This window comes from Pseudomonas sp. 9_2_1 (assembly GCF_059295275.1).
This window is the reverse complement of the sequence record NZ_CM181239.1, coordinates 3,328,704-3,348,767: the sequence shown is the minus strand read 5'-3', so window position 1 is coordinate 3,348,767 and position 20,064 is coordinate 3,328,704. Positions and strand designations below refer to the sequence as shown.

Annotated in this window: 18 protein-coding genes and 1 pseudogene; 7 read left to right on the top strand and 12 right to left on the bottom strand. The window is 64.4% G+C overall.

Annotation, left to right across the window (positions count from 1 at the left end; all coding sequences use genetic code 11):
• The first annotated feature begins 1 nt into the window (after nt 1).
• The 5 genes from AC5O5I_RS15010 (at nt 2) to AC5O5I_RS14990 (ending at nt 7,454) form a co-directional block, all read left to right on the top strand.
• Nucleotides 2-2,497 (top strand): efflux RND transporter permease subunit, encoded by a 2,496-nt coding sequence (locus AC5O5I_RS15010; protein ID WP_494511051.1) that lies wholly within the window; start codon nt 2-4, stop codon nt 2,495-2,497.
• Nucleotides 2,490-4,268 carry an acyl-CoA dehydrogenase C-terminal domain-containing protein gene (locus AC5O5I_RS15005; protein ID WP_494511050.1) on the top strand — a complete coding sequence of 593 codons (1,779 nt, stop codon included), beginning with the start codon at nt 2,490-2,492 and terminating at the stop codon, nt 4,266-4,268. The genes AC5O5I_RS15010 and AC5O5I_RS15005 overlap by 8 nt, the downstream gene beginning before the upstream one ends.
• Nucleotides 4,269-4,297: 29 nt before the next feature.
• The gene (locus tag AC5O5I_RS15000; protein WP_494512765.1) at nt 4,298-5,920 is read left to right on the top strand and encodes a fatty acid--CoA ligase; all 1,623 of its coding nucleotides are present in this window, start codon (nt 4,298-4,300) and stop codon (nt 5,918-5,920) included.
• Nucleotides 5,921-6,080: 160 nt separating this feature from the next.
• Complete coding sequence (locus AC5O5I_RS14995) at nt 6,081-6,881, top strand: WaaZ-like lipopolysaccharide core biosynthesis protein (protein WP_172225171.1); 801 nt, start codon at nt 6,081-6,083, stop codon at nt 6,879-6,881.
• A gap of 72 nt (nt 6,882-6,953) precedes the next feature.
• Nucleotides 6,954-7,454 (top strand): methylated-DNA--[protein]-cysteine S-methyltransferase, encoded by a 501-nt coding sequence (locus AC5O5I_RS14990; protein ID WP_172225173.1) that lies wholly within the window; start codon nt 6,954-6,956, stop codon nt 7,452-7,454.
• 4 nt (nt 7,455-7,458) lie between these two features.
• On the opposite strand, the gene AC5O5I_RS14985 is transcribed toward AC5O5I_RS14990, so the two are convergent.
• The 3 genes and pseudogenes from AC5O5I_RS14985 to AC5O5I_RS14975 form a co-directional block, all read right to left on the bottom strand.
• Nucleotides 7,459-7,701: a hypothetical protein gene (locus tag AC5O5I_RS14985; RefSeq protein ID WP_172285458.1), complete on the bottom strand. Its 243-nt coding sequence runs from the start codon at nt 7,699-7,701 to the stop codon at nt 7,459-7,461.
• Nucleotides 7,698-8,441, bottom strand: coding sequence for a carbon-nitrogen hydrolase family protein (locus AC5O5I_RS14980; RefSeq protein WP_172225178.1), 744 nt, complete (start codon nt 8,439-8,441; stop codon nt 7,698-7,700). The genes AC5O5I_RS14985 and AC5O5I_RS14980 overlap by 4 nt, the downstream gene beginning before the upstream one ends.
• A 75-nt stretch (nt 8,442-8,516) precedes the next feature.
• Nucleotides 8,517-8,787, bottom strand: a pseudogene (locus AC5O5I_RS14975) (hypothetical protein).
• 75 nt (nt 8,788-8,862) lie between these two features.
• Here AC5O5I_RS14975 and AC5O5I_RS14970 point away from each other — a divergent pair.
• Nucleotides 8,863-9,588: a metallophosphoesterase gene (locus tag AC5O5I_RS14970; protein WP_172225181.1), complete on the top strand. Its 726-nt coding sequence runs from the start codon at nt 8,863-8,865 to the stop codon at nt 9,586-9,588.
• On the opposite strand, the gene AC5O5I_RS14965 is transcribed toward AC5O5I_RS14970, so the two are convergent.
• Together AC5O5I_RS14965 and AC5O5I_RS14960 are read right to left on the bottom strand one after the other, a co-directional pair.
• The gene (locus AC5O5I_RS14965; RefSeq protein ID WP_172225184.1) at nt 9,536-10,150 is read right to left on the bottom strand and encodes a LysE family translocator; all 615 of its coding nucleotides are present in this window, start codon (nt 10,148-10,150) and stop codon (nt 9,536-9,538) included. The genes AC5O5I_RS14970 and AC5O5I_RS14965 overlap by 53 nt on opposite strands.
• 83 nt (nt 10,151-10,233) lie before the next feature.
• A complete protein-coding gene (locus tag AC5O5I_RS14960) occupies nt 10,234-11,043 on the bottom strand; it encodes a helix-turn-helix transcriptional regulator (protein WP_172225188.1) in 810 nt (269 codons plus the stop codon).
• 131 nt (nt 11,044-11,174) lie between these two features.
• Here AC5O5I_RS14960 and AC5O5I_RS14955 point away from each other — a divergent pair, with 131 nt between their 5' ends.
• Nucleotides 11,175-11,798, top strand: coding sequence for a LysE family translocator (locus tag AC5O5I_RS14955; protein ID WP_172225193.1), 624 nt, complete (start codon nt 11,175-11,177; stop codon nt 11,796-11,798).
• On the opposite strand, the gene AC5O5I_RS14950 is transcribed toward AC5O5I_RS14955, so the two are convergent.
• From AC5O5I_RS14950 to AC5O5I_RS14920, 7 genes are all read right to left on the bottom strand, one after another.
• Nucleotides 11,795-14,188: an autotransporter family protein gene (locus AC5O5I_RS14950; protein WP_494511049.1), complete on the bottom strand. Its 2,394-nt coding sequence runs from the start codon at nt 14,186-14,188 to the stop codon at nt 11,795-11,797. The genes AC5O5I_RS14955 and AC5O5I_RS14950 overlap by 4 nt on opposite strands.
• Before the next feature lie 133 nt (nt 14,189-14,321).
• Complete coding sequence (locus AC5O5I_RS14945) at nt 14,322-14,597, bottom strand: peptidylprolyl isomerase (protein WP_172225200.1); 276 nt, start codon at nt 14,595-14,597, stop codon at nt 14,322-14,324.
• A gap of 102 nt (nt 14,598-14,699) precedes the next feature.
• Nucleotides 14,700-15,179 (bottom strand): serine protease inhibitor ecotin, encoded by a 480-nt coding sequence (eco, locus tag AC5O5I_RS14940; protein ID WP_494511048.1) that lies wholly within the window; start codon nt 15,177-15,179, stop codon nt 14,700-14,702.
• 55 nt (nt 15,180-15,234) lie between these two features.
• On the bottom strand, nt 15,235-16,005 hold the full coding sequence (gene hbdH / locus AC5O5I_RS14935; protein WP_494511047.1) for a 3-hydroxybutyrate dehydrogenase: 771 nt from the start codon (nt 16,003-16,005) through the stop codon (nt 15,235-15,237).
• Nucleotides 16,006-16,064: 59 nt separating this feature from the next.
• Nucleotides 16,065-17,081 carry an ABC transporter permease gene (locus AC5O5I_RS14930; protein ID WP_494511046.1) on the bottom strand — a complete coding sequence of 339 codons (1,017 nt, stop codon included), beginning with the start codon at nt 17,079-17,081 and terminating at the stop codon, nt 16,065-16,067.
• Nucleotides 17,081-18,139 (bottom strand): microcin C ABC transporter permease YejB, encoded by a 1,059-nt coding sequence (locus AC5O5I_RS14925; protein WP_172225212.1) that lies wholly within the window; start codon nt 18,137-18,139, stop codon nt 17,081-17,083. The genes AC5O5I_RS14930 and AC5O5I_RS14925 overlap by 1 nt, the downstream gene beginning before the upstream one ends.
• Nucleotides 18,136-20,058, bottom strand: coding sequence for an extracellular solute-binding protein (locus AC5O5I_RS14920; RefSeq protein WP_494511045.1), 1,923 nt, complete (start codon nt 20,056-20,058; stop codon nt 18,136-18,138). Before AC5O5I_RS14920 ends, AC5O5I_RS14925 begins: the two co-directional genes overlap by 4 nt.
• Nucleotides 20,059-20,064: the final 6 nt, after the last annotated feature.

The following is a 20,064-nucleotide window of genomic DNA, read 5'->3' as shown; positions in this document are numbered from 1 at the left end:
GATGGCCGCTACCCGCCAAGATACCCTGCCGGTAATTCGCAACCTCGCTGACTTCGACCCGCGTTCGGGCAACGGCCTGGAGCGCCTGGTGTTCAATCACCGCCTGGCGTTCCTGCTGTGCATGCTGCTGGCTACCCTGGTGCTGGGCTTCATGGCCCTGACCCGTCTGGAGCTGCGGCCCGGTTTCGACAAGATGCTGCCGCAGAGCCACCCGTATATCCACAACTACCTGGAAAACCGCGCCTCGTTGCGCGGCCTGGGCAACGCGGTGCGGGTGGTGGTGGAGAACACCCAAGGCGATATTTTCGATCCGGGCTACCTACAGACCCTGCGCCACATCAACGACGAGCTGTTTCTCAGCCAGGGCGTGGACCGCGCCTGGGTCAAGTCGCTGTGGAGCCCCGCCGTGCGCTGGACCGAAGTCACCGAAGAAGGCTTCCAGGGTGGCCCGGTCATGCCCGACAGTTACCAGGGTGCGAGGGCAGACATCGAGCAACTGCGCCAGAACATCGAACGCGCCAACATTGTCGGCAGCCTGGTCGCGCGTGACTTCAGGTCGAGCATGCTGATCGTGCCGCTGCTCGACCAGGACTCGGCCACTGGCAAGGGGCTGGACTACCACGCCTTCGCGCAGAAGCTCGAGCAGTTGCGCGCCCGTTACGAGGCCAGCGGCCAGTATCGTATCCATGTCATCGGCTTTGCCAAGCTGATGGGCGACCTGATCGACGGCTTGATCGAGGTGATGGCGTTCTTCGCCCTGGCGGTGCTCACCAGCCTGCTGATCATCTACTGCTATACCCGCTGCCTGCGCAGCACCTTGCTGGTGGTGCTGTGCTCGCTGACTGCGGTGGTGTGGCAGCTGGGCATCGTCGCCTGGCTGGGCTATGCCATCGACCCGTATTCGATCCTGGTGCCGTTCCTGATCTTTGCCATCGGTGTGTCCCATGCGGCGCAGAAGATGAATGGCATTCTTCAGGACATCGGCCGCGGCACCCACCGCCAGGTCGCAGCGCGCTACACCTTTCGCCGCCTGTTCCTGGCCGGGGTAACCGCGCTGCTGGCCGATGCCGTGGGCTTTGCCGTGCTGATGCTGATCGACATCCCGGTCATCCAGGACCTGGCGATTACTGCCAGTATTGGTGTGGCGGTGCTGATCTTCACGTCGTTGTTGCTGATGCCGGTGGCACTGTCCTATGTCGGTGTGGGCAGCACGGCTGCCGAGCGAGCTTTGGCTATCGATGCGCGCTGGGCCCTGCGCGGGGAAGGGCGCTTGCACAGTGGCGGCGCACCTCGGCGAGTCAATCCATGGGCGCTGCTTGAGCGCTTCACCGAGCGCAAATGGGCCAGCGCCGCTCTGCTGGTTGCCCTGGCGCTGGCGGCGCTGGGCACCTGGGGCAGCCTGCAACTGAAAATTGGCGACCTCGACAGCGGCGCCCCCGAGCTGCGGGCAAACTCACGCTACAACCTCGACAACGCCTTCATTACCGAACACTACGCGCTGTCCAGCGACACCTTCGCGGTCATGGTAAAGACCGCTGCAGAAGGCTGCCTGCAATACCGCACCCTGCTGCTCGCCGACCGCCTGGCGTGGGAGCTGCAACAGCTGCCGGGTGTACAGACCACCGTGTCGCTGGCCAATGCCGTGCGCCAGATCACCGCTGGTACCTACGAAGGCAACCCCCGCCTGAACAGCCTGCAACGCAACCAGGACGTGCTCAACTACGCGGCCCAGCAGGCCTCGGTCAACGCCCCGGAACTGTTCAACAACGACTGCTCGCTGATGCCGGTGATCGCCTACCTCAAGGATCACCGCGCCGACACCCTGGCGCAGGTGGCCGCAGCGGCCGAACGCTTTGCCGCCGCCAACAGCGGTGACGGGCAACAGTTCCTGCTGGCCGCCGGCAGTGCCGGTATCGAAGCCGCCACCAACGAGGTGGTCCGCGAGGCCAACCATCGCATGCTGTTGCTGGTGTACCTGGCGGTCACACTGTTCTGCCTGCTCACCTTCCGCAGTTGGCGCGCCACGTTGGTGGCGATATTGCCGCTCATGTTGACCTCGGTGCTGTGCGAGGCGCTGATGGTGGCCATGGGCATTGGCGTCAAGGTCGCCACCCTGCCAGTGATCGCACTGGGGGTGGGGATTGGCGTTGACTACGCGCTGTACCTGCTGAGCGTGCAACTGCACTACCAGCGCGCCGGCTTGAGCCTGGCCCAGGCCTACCAGAAGGCCTTGGCTTTCACCGGCCGGGTGGTGGGACTGGTCGGCATTACCCTGGCGGTGGGCGTGGTCGGCTGGGCCTGGTCGCCGATCAAGTTCCAGGCCGACATGGGCCTGCTGCTGACCTTCATGTTCCTGTGGAACATGCTCGGCGCGCTGGTGCTGATACCGGCGCTGTCGCACTTCCTCCTGCGCGGCCAGGGTGCCCCGGCGCCTGCCGAAGCCCAGGCCGCAACGCTTTCGCCAACCCCAAAAACCGAGTGTTCGCCTCATGTCTGATTACCTTCCGCCGCTGCGCGACATGGCTTTCCTGTTCAACGAAGTGTTCGACATCCCGGCCTGGTGGGCGCAAACGCCTGCGCTGGTCGAGCAGGTCGATGCTGACACCGCCCGGGCCGTGCTGGAACAGGCAGGCAAGCTGATTGCACAAAGGGTGGCGCCGCTCAACCGCAGCGGCGATGAGCAAGGCTGCCGCTGGGAAGCCGGCCAGGTTCATACCCCCGACGGCTTCGTCGACGCCTACCGGGCATTTGCCGATGACGGCTGGGTGGGCGTAGCCGGGGCTGCGGAGTACGGCGGCATGGGGATGCCGAAGGTTATCGCTGCGCAGCTCGAAGAAATGCTCAACGCGGCCAACTTGTCGTTCGGCCTCTATCCGATGCTCACTGCCGGCGCTTGTCTGGCGCTGCTCAATCACGCCAGCGAGCCCTTGAAGGCCCTGTATCTGCCACCTATGTACCAAGGCCGCTGGGCTGGCTCGATGTGCCTCACCGAGCCCCATGCCGGCACCGACCTTGGTCTGCTCCGCACCCGCGCCGAGCCAGGCACCGATGGCAGCTACTGCATCAGCGGTACCAAGATGTTCATCACCGGCGGCGAGCAGGACCTGACCGAGAACATCATTCACCTGGTACTGGCGCGGCTGCCGGATGCGCCGGCAGGGCCGAAGGGCATCTCGCTGTTCCTGGTGCCCAAGGTGCTGGTCGACACAGAGGGCGCTCTGGGTGAGGCCAATGCAGTGAGCTGCGGTTCGATCGAGCACAAGATGGGCATCAAGGCCTCGGCCACCTGCGTGATGAACTTCGACGGCGCCGTCGGTTACCTGGTGGGCGAGCCGAACAAGGGCCTCAATGCCATGTTCACCATGATGAACTACGAGCGCCTGGGCGTGGGTATTCAGGGCCTGGCGTTGGGCGAGCGATCTTACCAGGGCGCCCTTGCCTATGCCCGCGACCGCCTGCAGGGCCGGGCTGCGACGGGGGCCGAGGCGCCGGCGCAAAGCGCCGACCCGATCATCGTCCACGCGGATGTGCGGCGCATGTTGCTGACCATGAAAGCACTGAACGAAGGCGGGCGGGCGTTTTCCACCTACGTCGCGTTGCAGCTTGACCTGGCCAGGTACAGTGAAGACCCAGGCACTCGCGCTCGGGCCGAGGCCAAGGTCGCGTTGCTCACGCCGGTGGCCAAGGCCTTCATGACCGACATGGGGCTGGAAACCACCGTGCACGGCCAGCAGGTACTCGGTGGCCACGGCTATATCCGCGAATGGGGTCAGGAGCAATTGATTCGCGACTGCCGTATCACCCAGATCTACGAAGGCACCAATGGCATCCAGGCGCTCGACCTGGTAGGGCGCAAACTGTTCGGTGAGGGTGGCAAGGCGTATCGCAGCCTGTCTGACGAAATCGTCGCCTATGCCGAAGCGTTGCCTGCGCAATACGCCGAATTCAGCGCCCCCTTGCTCGCCGCTGTGCGCAATCTCGATGACCTTACGGCCTGGTTGCTGGACCGGGGCCAGGGCAACCCGCAGGAGCTTGGCGCGGCGGCGGTTGAATACCTGCAGGTGTTTGGCTACACCTTCTACGCGTACCTGTGGGCGCGCATGGCCGTGGTCTGCCAGGACCAGGCTGCAGCCGAGCCGTTCCACCAGAGCAAGCTGGGTACCGCTCGTTTCTACTTCGCGCGCCTGTTGCCCCGCATTCACTCGCTCAGTGCCAGTGTCAGGGCCGGCAGCGATAGCCTGTACCTGCTCGAGGGCTGGCAACTGTGAAGCCCTCAAGCACGATTACCACGCGCATCATGCCGGCGGCCGAGCATGCCTATGCCTACCCGCTGCTGATCAAGCGCCTGCTGCTGTCTGGCGTGCGTTACCAGCCCAACCAGGAAATCGTCTACGCCGACAGGTTGCGCTACACCTACACCACGCTGCTGCTACGTATCCAGCAGCTGGCCAACGTGCTGACTGCCGCCGGGGTCAGGCCAGGCGACACGGTGGCTTTGCTCGACTGGGACAGCCATCGGGCGCTGGAGTGCTTCTTTGCCGTACCCATGCTGGGTGCGGTGCTGCACACGGTGAATGTGCGGCTGTCCACCGAGCAGCTGCGCTACACCATGAACCATGCCGAGGACCGGTGGGTGCTGGTGCATGACGACTTTCTGCCGTTGATGCAGCAGCTGCACGCAGATTTGCCTGCCGTACAGGGCTTCATCCGCCTCAGTGACGGGGCTCCCGCGCCACTGGGTGTAGCGCTGCTGGGCGAGTACGAAGACCTGCTGGCGGGCGCCGAACCGGTGTTTGAATTTGCTGACTTTGACGAACACTCGCTGGCCACGCTGTTCTATACCAGCGGTACCACCGGCAACCCCAAAGGGGTGTACTTCAGCCATCGACAACTGGTGCTGCATACCTTGGTCGAACAGGGCACCCTGGCCGCATGCGGCGAGCAGCCGCTGCTGCGCAGCGGTGATGTGTACATGCCCATTACGCCGATGTTCCACGTGCATGCCTGGGGCGTGCCCTATGTGGCCACTGCACTGGGCATCAAGCAGGTTTATCCCGGGCGCTACGAACCTGACCGTCTGGTACGCCTTTACCGTGAAGAGGGGGTGACCTTTTCGCATTGCGTGCCCACCGTGCTGCAAATGATGCTCGACAGCGAGCAAGGGCGCTGCACCGACCTGACTGGCTGGAAAATGCTGCTGGGCGGCAGTGCCCTGACCCTGGGCCTGGCGCAGCGCGCCAGCGAGCGTGGCATCCGCGTGCATTGCGGTTACGGCATGTCGGAAAGCTGCCCGCTGCTGAGCATCACCCACCTGAACGCCGACCTCCTGGCATCGCCGATGGCGCAGCAGTTGCCAATGCGCATCGAAGCCGGCGTGCCAATCGCCATGGTGGACCTGCGCATCGTCGACAGCGAGGGCGCGCCGGTGCCCCACGACGGCGAAAGCCTGGGCGAGATCGTGGTGCGTGCGCCGTGGCTGACCCAAGGCTACCTGCATGAACCGGAGCAGGGTGCAGCGTTGTGGCTGGGGGGCTGGATGCACACCGGTGACCTGGCCTGCATCGACGCGGCGGGCGTGGTGCGCATTCGCGACCGTATCAAGGATGTGATCAAGACCGGCGGCGAGTGGGTCAGCTCGGTCGCGCTGGAGAACTTCATCAGCCAGCACCCGTCCGTCGCGTCGGTAGCGGTGATCGGTATTGCTGACCCAAAGTGGGGGGAACAACCCCTGGCCCTGGTGGTCTGCTATGACGGTGAGCTACTGGATCAACCAGCGCTGGCCCGCCACCTGCAGCCGTATGTCGACAGCGGGCAGTTGAACAAGTGGGCGATACCGCGACAGCTGCGTTGCGTGAGTGAAATCCCGAGGACCAGTGTCGGCAAGATCGACAAGAAGCGCATCCGCCTGGCTGAGCTGTAGGTTGCGACCCGGCGTCAGGGCTATCCGGCCCCGGCGCCTGGCAAGCGCGGGACGCGTCCGTTGACTACTGTTCTCTTGGGTAAAGTTAAGTAAAAGCGGCCACGGCGTAATACAGGGATCAGTATCGTGGTTTGAACTGTCCAGCCCAAAGAAGCCATTGATGAACACACTTCCGTCGCAGCCAAGCGCTGAACGCGGGGCGTTCTCCAGTTTCGAGGCGTGTCGCAATACCCAGCATGGCCCCGTGGTGATCCTCGCTTCGGGCGCATCCGCCAGGCATTTTCCGTTGGGCGAGTTCGCGCACCTGCCCATCATCGCCATGAACGGGTCGGTTGCCATGACCGCCGAACATGGCATCCGGCCGTTCTTCTACGTGTGTACCGACAAGAGCTTCCGCCTGCAACAGCCGGCCCTGTTCGCCATCGCGCTGCGCGACAGCCAGCGCCTGGCACTGTGGCCGGAACAGTATTCAGGTGCCGAGGTAGCGCCCGACGCCGAGCGTTATGCCTTGCACAAGGCCGATACGCCGGGCCTGCTCGATGGCCTGCGCGGCCACGGCGGCAGTTGTGTGTGCAACCGTGCCCTGTGGAGCAAGCGCACGCGCTCGATCGCCTTCAGCAAAGACCTGGCGCATGGCTTCTTCGATGCACGCACCGTGGCGTATGTGGCCCTGCAACTGGCCTACCACCTGGGCTTCGAAGAGGTCTTGCTGGTAGGCGTGGACCTGGACCAGGCGGTAGGCCGTTTCTATGAACAAGGCCAGGGCCCATGCTCACCGTGCGGGCTCGACCAGCATTGGGACAGCCGCATCCTGCCATCGCTGACGCTGATGGCCCGCGAGGTGGTCAACGAGCACTTCCACGTCTACAACCTGTCGGCGACCTCGCGGATACCGACCGAGCTGATACCCAAGGTCAACCTCAGTCAGGCAAGGCAGATTGCCGGCTGCGCGATTACCTGAGCAAGAAAGCGAGTGCGTGAAGGGCTGTGGATGCGTACAGTTCGCTGATCGCAACTTGCCAGGAGCCTGCTGATGTCCAGCGCCTTCACCTTCATGCCATCGCCCGTCGGCACGCTGACCCTGGTAGCCCGCGGCGACTGCCTGGCCGCCGTGCTGTGGGAACAGGAGCGGGAAAACCGCGTGCGCCTGGGGGCCTTGCACCGTAACGACCAGTCGCCGGTACTGCGGGAAGCCGCCCGCCAGCTGGGCGAGTATTTCGCCGGCAAGCGCCAGCGGTTCGAACTGGCGCTGGATTTTGCCGGTACCGAGTTCCAGCGCCAGGTGTGGGCCGCGCTGCTGGCGATACCCTTTGGCGAGACCCGCAGTTATGGCGACATCGCCCGGCAGATCGGCAACCCCAGCGCGGTACGCGCGGTGGGCGCCGCCAATGGCCGCAACCCCATCTCGATCATCGCACCTTGCCACCGGGTAATCGGCGCTTCGGGCAGCCTGACCGGGTTTGCCGGCGGGCTGGCGGCCAAGCAGTACCTGTTGGCGCTGGAGGGTCGGCAGACCTTGGCCCTGGACCTGTAATGCGTCAGCAGAACCAGCTGGCGACCAGGCAGGCCAATACCGTCAGCGCCGAGCCTGCCAGCAGGGTGTAATGCCGGTGGGCTCGCCTGGCATGTGGCCGGACTTCACGCAGGTATTCGCCGGGCGTCGGGGCATCGGGCCGGTGGCGCAGGCCTTCGGCCACATCGGCCAGCTGGCCGTGAATGATCAAGCCGACCACGTAGTAGGTGCAGGCGTAGCTCAGCAACACCAGAAACAGATAAATCATGCGGGGTGCGGGTCCAACGGCAACGTCACGGCGCTGGCATTGGCGGTGTCCAGCAGCACCAGTCCTTCGCTGCGCTCATCCAGGCTGGCCAGCAAGCGCCCTTGGCTGTCCCAGGCGGCAGAACCACCGGCGCCGATGAATGTGTCGGCAGGGCCCACGCAGTTGGCCATCAGCACCGGCATGCCGAGCTCGCGCGCCACCTCGGGGTAATGCGCGTAGCCTTCGCGGATGCCCTTGGCGGTTTTGGCCACGCTGACCAGATACAGGTCGGCGCCGTGTTCGTGCGCTGCCGCGGCGTGCGCCATGAACATCGATTCGTAGCAGATGGCGGGTGCCAGGCGGTGCTCGCCCACTTCCAGCAGCACGTTTTGGTCGCCGGGGGTGAACCAGGGCAGCTCGTCTTCATGCAGGCGCCGCTTGGCATAGGCTTGGCGCGGCGCCCCGGGGCGGAAGATCGGCATGCCGATGCGGATGCCGTCCGGCGTCGGCAGCGGCAGGCCAACGGCAACGCTGATGCCGAGGCGGTCGCAGGCTGCCTGCAGCGGGTCGAGCCGTGCCGAACTGATCGGCAAGGCAGTCTGGCGCGCCAGGCTTGGCTCATAGCCAGTCAGCGACAGCTCAGGGAACACCACCACTTCGGCGCCAAGGGCCGCAGCCTGTTCGATGCAGGCCAGGTGGCGCTGCAGGTTACCCGGCACATCGCCCTTGATCGAGGCCAGTTGCACGGCGCATAGCTTCATGAAAAACCCTTCCCTGGTACAGGTTGAACGCCGAGCATACTACCGGCATCAACGCCTGTACCAGTGAAGGGTTTTTCAGGAAGCCGGGGGCGCGGCGAAGCGCTGGCGGAACCAGTCGTCGTGCATGGCCTTTTCGGCGTGCAGGCGCTCGCTGCTGCTGGCGGCCCGGCCGGGGCGGCTGAGGTACATCTTGTCGCTGACCCGTTGCCGGGCTTGCTGGTCGGCTTTGCCGGCGGAATTTTTCCGGATGATCGAAACGCACCTCCACCTGCGCGGCTGGGGTGCCTTGTGCCATGCTGTTCAGTGAAAGCGCCATGAGCACGGCACATAAAAGGGCGGTACGTATGAAGCACCTGCGCAATGAGTGGCGTGTAGGTCCATTTTACCCCTGGCGTGGCGCGACCAGCAGAGGACGATTGTAATGGGACGGTTTCGGCGTCTGATGGCCAACCTGCGCGGGCGGGACTTGGCAGTCGGCGATATCCATGGTCACTTCCAGCGGCTGAAACACTGCCTGGATGCGGTAGGGTTCGATCCGGCCGTGGATCGCCTGTTCAGCGTAGGTGATCTGGTCGACCGTGGGCCGGACAGCGAGGCGGCGCTGGAATGGCTGGCGCAGCCCTGGTTCCATGCCGTGCAAGGTAACCATGAGGCCCTGGCGATTACCCGCGTGCGCGGCGGGCGACTCGACCTGGACATGTACCGCGCCGCTGGGGGCAGCTGGTTTCTTGACTTGCCGCGGGCCGAACAGTTGCCTTTCGTGCAGCGTTTCGAGCAACTGCCGATTGCGATAGAGGTTGAAAGTGCAGCAGGCCTGGTAGGCCTGTTGCATGCCGACAGCCCATTTGCCGAATGGGCAGAATTGCGGAGCTGGCTGGAACTGGATGACAACCCCGAAGTACGTGAAGTGTGCCAGTGGTCGCGGCGGCGACTGAAGTTTGGCGACACCCGGCCGGTGAACGGCCTGCGTGCCTTGCTGGTCGGCCACACACCGGTGCTGGAGGCCAAGCAGTTGGGTAATGTCTGGCATCTGGACACGGGTGGCTGGGCCAGCGGCCATTTCACCTTGATGGACATGCGCACGCTGAAACTGGTCAGCCCCAGGCCAGGTGAAACAGCAACGCCGCAGCCAGCAGCACCAGCATGAGCCCTGAGGCCCGTTCCAGCCACCCCAGGCTGCGGGCGAAACGCCGCAGTACCCGTGGGTTGCCGATGGCCAAGGCAACCAGCAGGTCCCATAGCAGCACGATGCTGAACATCCACAGCGCGTAGGCTGCTTTCCAGCCGGCGCTGGCGCTGACCACCATGCTGGCCAGGCTGGCATAGAACAGCGCGTTCTTGGGGTTGAGCAGGCCGGACAGCAAACCCATGCCCAAGCCATGCCACCAGCCTTGCACAGCCTGCTTGCCCGTTGCCGCGCTCATGCTGGTTTGCCCGGCATGGCGCAGGAACAGCACACCGATGTACAGCAGGTAGCTGGCACCGGCCAACTGCAGAACCATGAACAGAAAGGTGCCTTCCTGAAGCACCGAAAGGCCGGTAAAGGCCATGACGATGAACGCGCCGTTGGCCAGGGCAATACCCAGGCACGCGCCGCTGGCGATGCGCCAGCCGCTGTTGATCGATGAGCGCGCGACCAGGAAGAAATCCGGGCCGGGCGAGAGCAGGGCGAGGAAGTGGGCGAGGGCGATGATCAGGAATTGTTGCATGGCGGCGGCTCTTGCGGAAAAGCCGCAGTCTGCCCAGCTGCGCACAAGCCGTATTGAACAATATTGCATGCTCCTACAGGCTTTCAGTCAGCCCGATACTGCCCCGGCGTCATGCCCACATGGGCCTTGAATACCCGCTGGAAATGGCTCTGGTCGGCAAATCCCAGCTGATAGGCCACCTCCGCCAGCGCCTGCCCCTCACCGAGCATCTGCCGCCCCCGGTTGACCCGGGCATTGAGCAGGTAGGCATGCGGAGTAAACCCGGTGGCCGCCCGAAATGCTCGGATCAGCTGATAGCGCCCGAGTTCTGCCTCCCTGGCCAGCAGTTCAAGGCTCAAGTGCGCAGGGTCCATGCCTTCGACGCGTGCGAGCAACCCGTTCAACGCGCTCGCCCCCAGCCCCGGCGCCGCCAGCAGCGGTGCATGTGCGCGACAGTCCAGGTCACCCAGAAAAGCAATCAGCGCTGCATCCTTCTCAGCGTTGCTGGCACCGGAAAACAGCACCCGGTTCATCTCGCAGAATTGTCGATACACCGCTGGCTCCCGGCAGATACGTGCCGGGGCTGACGTGTCGGCGACGTCGAGCCCGGACTCACGGCGCAGCTGCGTCAGCCAGTGGGCATCCACATGCAGCATCTGGTAGCTCCAGGCATGCCCGGGCGCGGGGTTGCAGGCATGTACGCGGTGGGCAGGTACCAGCACCAGCGTACCGGGCGTCAGGCGTTCCTGGCCGTTACCGGCACCGGTGAAATGGCTATGACCGGCATCCACCGCACCGATCGAAAACGTCGGGTGGCTGTGGGCCTTGTAGCAGGCACGGCTGTGGCAGGCGCGGCGGCTTTCGACGTGCGGCAGGGCCGGGTCGCGCCACAGGGCGGCTTGGGAAGGGGGCATCAGGCTGTCCTCGATAGCGCCGGAAGATTAACAGCTGCGGCGTACCCGTACAGTTTTTATCGCTGGCTGTAGCTTGACCGCAAGGCCCTCGACACGCCGAAATAGACGGCTGTTGTCAAAGGAAAACAAGAATGGACCTTTCAAGCCTGCTGCTCTTCATCCCCGCCTGCTTTGCCCTGAACATGGCTCCGGGGCCGAACAACCTGCTGTCACTGCACAACGCCAGCCGCTACGGCCTGCGCACGGCCTGCGTGGCCGGTGGCGGACGTATTGTCGCCTTCAGCGGCATGATCGCCCTGGCGGCCATGGGCCTGGCGGTGGTACTGCATACCAGCGAATACCTGTTCCTGGCCATCAAGGTGGTGGGTGCGGCGTACCTGTTCTACATCGCCTGGCAACTGTGGCGTGCGCCGGTGGGCGAGGCCGTGGTCGCCGCTGATCACCCGCGCGGCACCTGGCGCCTGGCACGCCAGGAGTTCTGGGTCGCGGCCGGCAACCCCAAGGCCATCCTGATCTTCACCGCCTTCCTGCCGCAATTCGTCTCGGTTGGCAGCGCTACCCCGGTAAGCGAGCAGTTCCTGTGGCTGGGTGTGCTGTTCCTGCTGCTGGAGTGGGCCGCGATCGCGATCTACGGGGGGCTTGGCGCCTACATGCAACGCTGGTTCAGCCAGCCTGGCCCGCGTCGGTTGTTCAATCGGGTCAGCGCCTCCCTGCTGGGCTGCGCTGGCCTCGGCTTGCTGGCTGCACGGCGCTAGAACTGCCAGCGGACCCCCAGGTTGACGCCGCTGGCTTCCTGCTGGCGGCTGTCCAGGTTGGCGCTGTACTGCACGCCGCCATGCAGGCTCAGCGCTTCGCTGACCTGCGCCACCACGCCGCTTTCCAGTTGCACGGAGGTATAGCGGTAGTCGGTCTTGATCTTGTCGGCGCCATCGAAGGTCAGGGTGTCACGGCCACCATCACCGTGCCACAGGTTGACCTGCGCATAGGGCTGCAGCCGCCGCCCGCTGCTACCGGTAAATGCACCCTGCAGGCGCACGCCAAGGCGGCCGGTCAGCTCGACCTGAGCGTCATGGCTGATGTGCGAGACGCTGTCGCTGGCGCTGTCGAGCGAGACCTTCTGTGCGATCAGCTGGGCTTGTGGCTCCAGCGTCCAGCGTTCGGACAAGGCGATGGGGTAGCCGGATTCCAGCGAAGCGGTCCAGGCATGGCCATCGATGTTCAGCTTGTCACCGCGGTGCGAGCGCGCCCGGCCATCGAGGCGGGAGTACTGCAATACCGCATCCAGGTACGCGCCTTGCGGGTCGACCAGCGTCCAGTAGGCGCCCACGCTGTCGCCATCGAGTTTCAGGTCACCGACGCTGCGGTCGTGCATGGCCAGTGCGAAACCTTTGATGTCGGCATCCAGCCGGCTATGGCTGACGTAGAAACCCACGTGTTGGCGGTATCCGTTATCGCCAACCTTGGCATACACGTCCTGGCCGACCTTGAAACCGTACAGGTCACCATCCACGCTCGGGCTGACCGTGCCGCTCCATTGCTGGCGCAGGCTGCCACCGTAGGCCTGGCCCCAGCTGGCGGGCAGGGCGCCTTCGCCCTGCAGCAGCAGCTGATCGCCCTGGCGCTGGTGGAAAGTGCCCAACGCCTGGCGGGCGATGATTGCGGCGCCCCTTGGCGCAGCGGCATACACCGGAACTTCAGGCCGATACAGTGGCAGGCTCTCACCTTGAACCGCTGCGGGCAGCTCGATCTGGCCGGGCGCAGGCGCCGCGACAGGCGGGGTAGGAATCGGTTGCGCAGGCTGGGTCGGGTCTTCTGGTTGCGGGGCGGGAGCGGGTGCTGCGACCAAGGTCGAGCGCAGGTAGAAGCTCTCAGCATCCCTGAACAAACGATAGTCATATGCGCCGGCTGATAGCCTCTGCGTCTGCACGAATGCTGTTGGCGTGCTGGTGGCACCGTCCCGTGCTTCGACGACCAGGATCCCCTTTTGCGGAGTTGCCGCGCCTGTGCCACCAAAATTGTCGACAAGCAACTGGGTGGAGCCGTTGATGGCGCCACCGCTCACCACCAGCCGGTCAGAGGCCGCGCCATCACCGGCCAGCACGCTGTTCAAGCGCAGGGTGCCATTGTTGCCGCTGTAGTTGCCCTCGATAGTCAGGCGGCCTTGGGCATCGTTGCCACGACTGAGGTCGATGATGCCAGCGTTTTCAACCGTCGCCTTGTTGCCGCTCTGGGCGCTGGCGATACTGCCTGTGCTGCTGAACAGTCGGCTGCTCGCATCGATCTGCAAGGTGCCGGTGCCGGTGGCAGGTATTACCCGAGGTTCGCTGGCGCCCAGGTCACCCAGTTTCAAGGTGTCGTCGAGGGCCAGCTGGCTGCCCTGGCTGAGCTTGATGGTTTCCCAGTTGATGTACAGCGCGCCTTTACCGACCTGGCTGTTTACAAAGGTCAATATGTCCGTGCCAGTACCACCGTCGAGGGTGACAGACGAGGCTACCAGGTCAATGGCACTGACCGTGGCAGTGTCGTCGTCATTGCCCATGTCGACTCGCCCACCCATGTCGACCCGCCCGATGGTGCCACCCAGCCACTTGAAGACATCGTTGCCCGCGCTTGCCAATACGTTGCCTTGCACGCTGCCGCCACTGATGGTGATGGTGTCCACGCCACCGCTGGTGCTGATGTTGCCGCCGATGGTGCCGCCCAGGATGACGATGGTGTCGTTGCCAAAGCCGCTGACCACATTGCCGACCACGGTGGTACTGCCCCCGGGCGCTTCGGACATTTCCAGGAAGTTGTCTGCAAGCTTCAGGTCTATCCGACCAATGCTGCCGCCTTGGAACCTGGCAGTGTCGCCATCTTCGAAAGCGCCCCTGATGGTGCCGCCGGTCATGAGGAATGTGTCCATGTCGCCGCCCTGGTTCAACGACCCCAGGGTGCCGCCCTTCATTCTGAACGCGTCCCGACCATTGCCTTGCTGCAACGACAGAACCGTGCCGCCGCTGATGCTGGCCGCATCGTCGTCGGCGGTCTGCACGATCGCGCCCAGGCTGTCGCCCGGTACGACCGTCAAGGATTGGGACTGGGCCAGCAAAGGCAGTGTCAGTAGAGGAAGTGCTACAGGCAGCAGCAGGCGAGGGCAGCGCATAGGCAGGTCTCCGGGTCCATTAGAGGGTCCACTACCTGAAGCGACGCCATCGGGGAGGCTTCGGCCCTGCCTGACTTGTATGGAATACGCGGAGAAGGGACAACTGGCAAAAATGCTAGGTGGCCCTGGGCTATCAGTCGCGGTAGAACGTTTGCACCAGGTGATAGCCGAACTTGCTCTTGATTGGCCCGTGCACTACACGCAAGGGCTTCTTGAAGATGATCTGGTCGATGGCGCCAACCATCTGGCCAGGACGAACCTCGCCCAGGTCGCCGCCACGCTTGCCCGAAGGGCAGATGGAAAACTTTTTCGCCAGCACATCGAACGCCTCGCCGTTGGCGATGCGCTGCTTGAGCTTTTCGGCTTCGTCAGCGGTCTTGACCAGGATGTGGCGGGCTTGGGCTTTCATGGGATACCTGTGCATCGGGGTGCAAAAAAGGGGCGCATTATGCCTGATCTGATCAGCCCGAGGCCATCCATGGCGGGGGCGATCCCTGTGAACGGGTGGCGCTTACTCGACGGTGGCCTTTTGCACGTCCTGTGACGCCGACCACACGCGGTAGCGCACCTCCACATCCTTTGGCACATACACAACCACAGGCAGCTTGCTGTTGTAGCGCAGCATGAAGCCTTCACCCACCACCGGCACGAAGGCTTCGGTCTGCTTGCCGTCCGGGCAGGCCATCAGCGTGCTGAGCGGGCCGCTGACCTTGTCCAGGCGGTAGTAGTTGTAGCCCCAGCCTTCCAGGGTACGTTGCTCCAGGCTGCCGCCCAGGCGCTGCTGATTGCAGTCCACCTTCAACGTCTTGCCCGCAAGAATTTCCACTTGGTAGGCCGACTCGTCGGCCTGCGCCGGCAGGTGGATGACCTGCCGGGTGAAGCCTTTTTCTGCCTCGGGGTAGGGCGCGACGTCCTTCAGGCTGGCTGCCATCGCCGGAGCGGCGGCAGCCAGGGTCAGGGCCAGAAGCGCGGTGATCGGGGTTGGGCGCATAGGGCCTCCTTGCAGATAAACGAATGCAAGGCCGCTGCCAGGCCCAGGCCACCCATCATTGGGCCAACCAGCCACCATCGACGTTCCAGGCAGCACCGCGGACCTGGCTGCCGGCCTCGCTACAGAGGAATAGTACCAGCTCACCCAAGTGCTCGGGAGTGACGAAAGCCAGCGAAGGCTGCTTTTCTGCCAGCAGATCGTGCTGCGCTTGCAGCGGATCGCCGCCATTGGCAGCACGATCGTCGATCTGCTTCTGCACCAGCGGGGTCAGTACCCAGCCCGGGCAGATGGCGTTGCAGGTGACATGGCTGGTTGCGGTTTCCAGGCCCACCACCTTGGTCAGGCCGATTACGCCATGCTTGGCTGCCACATAAGCCGCCTTGCCGGTCGAGCCTACCAAGCCATGCACCGAGGCAATATTGATGATGCGGCCCCAGTTGCGTGTGCGCATGCCCGGCAAGGCCAGGCGTGTGCCATGGAACACCGCGGACAGGTTGAGGGCGATGATCTTGTCCCAGCTTTCCAGCGGGAACTGCTCGACCGGCGCCACATGCTGGATGCCGGCGTTGTTGACCAGGATGTCGACGCCGCCGAACTCGCGTTCGGCCAGCGCGAACAACGCCTCGATCTGGGCCACGTCCGACAAATCCGCCGGGTGATGCAGCACCTTGACCCCGTGCCGGGCGATTTCGGCCAGTGCCGGGGCCGGGTCGCCAAAGCCGTTGAGCAGGATGTTTGCGCCCGCCCGGGACAGCACCTGTGCAATCCCCAGGCCGATGCCGCTGGTGGAGCCGGTAATGAGTGCAGTCTTGCCTTGAAGTGCCATGCAAACGCTCCTTTGGTTCAAGCTTTCAGTCAGGCACCACGCGGGCCTGTGCCGCCCACTCAACCTCGTGGGTCGAATGCCTCGCGCAGTGCATCGCCAATGAACACCAGCAGCGACAGGATCACCGCCAGCGCGAAGAACGCGGTAAAGCCCAGCCACGGGGCCTCCAGATGCTCCTTGCCCTGGGTCACCAGCTCACCGAGCGAAGCACTGCCAGCCGGCATGCCGAAGCCGAGAAAGTCCAGCGCGGTGAGTGTGGTAATTGCCCCGGTCAACATGAATGGCACATAGGTCAGCGTGGCATTCATGGCATTGGGCAAAATGTGCCGCACCATCACCTGGTTGTCGCTCAAACCCAGCGCGCGGGCAGCCTTCACATACTCCAGGTTGCGCCCGCGCAGGAACTCGGCACGCACCACATCGACCAGGGTCAACCAGGAAAACAGCGCCATGATCCCCAGCAGCCACCAGAAGTCCGGCTCGACAAAACCGCTGAGGATGATCAGCAGATACAGTACCGGCAACCCCGACCACACCTCCAGCAGGCGCTGGCCCAGCAAGTCGACCCAGCCGCCGTGGTAGCCCTGCAGCGCACCGGCGGTCACGCCGATCAGCACGCTGACCGCGGTCAGGGCAAAGGCGAACAGCAACGATACCCGCGTACCATACAGCACCCGCGCCAGCACATCGCGGCCCTGGTCATCGGTGCCCAGCCAGTTGCTCGTGCTGGGCGGGCTGGGGGTGGGTACCTGCAGGTCATAGTTGGGGGTGTCGGCACTGAACGGGATGGGCGCGAACAGCATCCAGCCGCCCTGGTCTGCGATCAACTGGCGCACATAGGCGCTGCGGTAGTCGGGCTGGAACGGCAGCTGCCCGCCAAACTGCTGCTCGGTGTAGCGCTTGAACGCTGGCACGTACAGCTGGCCCTTGTAACCCATTAGCAGTGGTTTGTCGTTGGCCACCAGCTCGGCGCCCAGGCACAACAGCAGCAAGCCGGCAAACAACCACAGTGAAACCCAGCCCAGGCGGTTGCGGCGAAAGCGTTGCAGGCGACGGCGCGATACCGGCGAAAGCATCAGTGCGCCCTCGTGTCGAAGTCGATGCGCGGGTCCAGCAGGGTGTATGAGAGGTCACCGATCAGTCGGATCAGCAGGCCGGCCAGGGTGAAGATGAACAGCGTGCCGAACACCACCGGGTAATCCCGGGACACGGCGGCGTCGTAGCTCATGCGGCCCAGGCCATCGAGCGAGAAGATCACCTCGATCAGCAACGAGCCGGCAAAGAACACCGTGATCAGCGCCTGCGGCAGCCCGGCCACCACCAGCAGCATGGCGTTGCGCAGCACGTGGCCATACAGCACCCGGCGCTCGCTGAGGCCCTTGGCCCGGGCGGTAACCACGTACTGCCGGGCAATCTCGTCGAGGAAGGCGTTTTTGGTCAGCAGCGTCAGGGTGGCGAAACCGCCGATCACCAACGCCCCGACCGGCAGCACCAGGTGCCAGAAGTAATCGGCCAGCTTGCCCAGCAGGCTGAGCTGGTCGAAGTTGTCGGAAACCAGGCCGCGCACCGGGAACCAGTTCAGCGACGTGCCGCCGGCGAACAGCACGATCAGCAGCAGGGCGAACAGGAACGAGGGCAGGGCGTAGCCGACCACGATCAATGCGCTGCTCCAGGCATCGAAACGGCTGCCGTGGCGTACCGCCTTGCGGATGCCCAGCGGGATCGACACCAGATAGGTGATCAGCGTGGCCCAGAAGCCCAGGGACAGGGTTACCGGCAATTTGTCGAGGATCAGGTCGGTGACCTTGGCGCCGCGGAAGAAGCTGTTGCCGAAGTCCAGCCGGGCATACTGGCCGAGCATCAGCCACAGGCGCTCTGGCGCGGATTTGTCGAAACCGTACTGGCGCTTGATTTCTTCGAGCAGTTTCGGGTCCAGGCCACGGGTGGCCCTGGACTCGCTGTGCACCCTCTCGACCCGCGCCCCGGGTGCGCCGCCACCAAGGCCCTGCAGGCGCGCCACCGCTTGCTCCACCGGGCCACCGGGCGCCGCCTGGACGATGGCGAAGTTGACCAGCAGGATGGCCAACAGCGTCGGGATGATCAGCAACAGGCGACGCAGCAGGTACGAGGTCATGGCGAGGGCTTCCGGCGTTCGGCCATTTGCGCGTTGGTCAGCGCGGTGGGGCTGACCTCCCACCAGGTGTCCAGACCTTCGTCATAGGTGGCTTGCACCTTGGGCAGGCCGAAGCGGTTCCACCAGGCAGTGGAGCTGCCTGGGGGATAGTAGTTGGGGATCCAGTAATAATTCCATTGCAGCACCCGGTCCAGGGCACGGGCGTGGTGCAGCATGTCGGCCTGGGTATCGGCACGCACCAGGCCGTCGACCAGGCGGTCCACGGCTGGGTCCTGCAGCACCATCAGGTTGTTCGAGCCAGGGTCGTGGGCCGCCGCCGAGCCAAAGTAGTTGTACAGTTCGGCACCCGGCGACAGGGTCACCGGGTAGCCCGTGACGATCATGTCGTAGTCGCGGGCCATCAGGCGATTGACGTACTGGGCCGCGTCGACGTTGCGGATGTTCAGGGTTACGCCGATCTGTGCCAGGTTGCGCTTCCATGGCAGCAGCAGGCGCTCCAGCCCCGCCTGGCCGTTGAGGAAGGTGAACGTCAGCGGCGTGCCCTTGTTGTTCACCAGGCGGTCACCTTCCGGGTGCCAGCCGGCTTGCTCAAGCAAGTCCAGCGCCTGTAGCTGCTGTTTGCGGATGATGCCTGAACCATCGGTGACCGGTGCGCTGAACACAGTGGTAAACACCTCGTCGGGCACCTGCCCGCGTAGCGGCTCGAGCAGCTTCAGCTCGCCGGCGTCCGGCAGCTGGCGGGCCGCCAGCGGGGTGTTGGAGAACACGCTCTGCTGGCGGATATACAGGTTGCGCATCATCTGCCGGTTGCTCCACTCGTAGTCCCACAGCAGGCCCAGCGCCTGGCGCACGCGCTGGTCCTTGAACTGCGGCTGGTCGAGGTTGAACACGAAGCCCTGGGCCACCTGCGGCTTGGCCGGGCCCAGGTGGGCACGCTGCAGCCGGCCATCATCCAGCTGGGCCCCGTTGTAACCTGACGTGTAGGCAGTGGCAGAAAACTCGCGGTTGTAGTCGTAACCGCCGCCTTTCAGCACCTGGCGCGCGACTTCGGTGTCGCCGAAGTACTCGATGCGCAGCTTGTCGAAATTGTAGCGGCCGCGGCTGGTGGGCAGGTCGCGCGCCCACCAGGCCGGGTCGCGTTCGAAGGTGATGCTGCGGCCGTTGTCGATCCGCCCGATGCGGTACGGCCCGCTGCCGACGGGTTTGTCGAAGCCGGCACCGTTGGCGAAATCGCGCTGCTGCCAGTCGTGTTCGGGCAGCACCGGCAGGCTGGCGAGGTCCAGCGCCAGGGTGCGGCCGTGGTCGGGCTTGAAGTCGAAGCGCACGCTGCGCGGGCCTTCCACAGTAACGCCGGTAACGTCGGCGAACTGGGTGCGGTATTTGAGGCTGCCCTTGCTCATCAGCAAGTCGAAGGTGAAGCGCACGTCTTCGGCTCGCACCGGCTTGCCATCGGCGAAGGTGGCCCGCGGGTCGATTTCAAAACGCAGCCAGGCGTCATCCGGGCCGCGCTCCATGCGCCGGGCGATCAGGCCGTAAACGGTATAGGGTTCATCGAACGAGCGCACGGCCAGCGGGGCATAGAGCAGGCCGTCGACTTCGCTGACGCCGATACCTTTGTCGATGTACGGCAGAATGTGGTCGAACTGGCCGATTTCGATGGCCGAGCGGCGTAGGATGCCGCCTTTGGGGGCGTTGGGGTTTACGTAGTCGAAGTGCTGGAAGCTGCTGGTGTAGCGGGGGGCTTCGCCGTAGACGGTGAGGGCGTGGGTGGGTGCAGCCTGGCTATGGAACGAAAAACAAAGCAGGAACAGGTAGCACAGGACCTGTGGGAGCGGGTTCACCCGCGAAAGCGCCAGATCAGGCAACGACGTTGCGTGAACGGACGCATTCGCGGGTGAACCCGCTCCCACAGGGGACATGAGCCG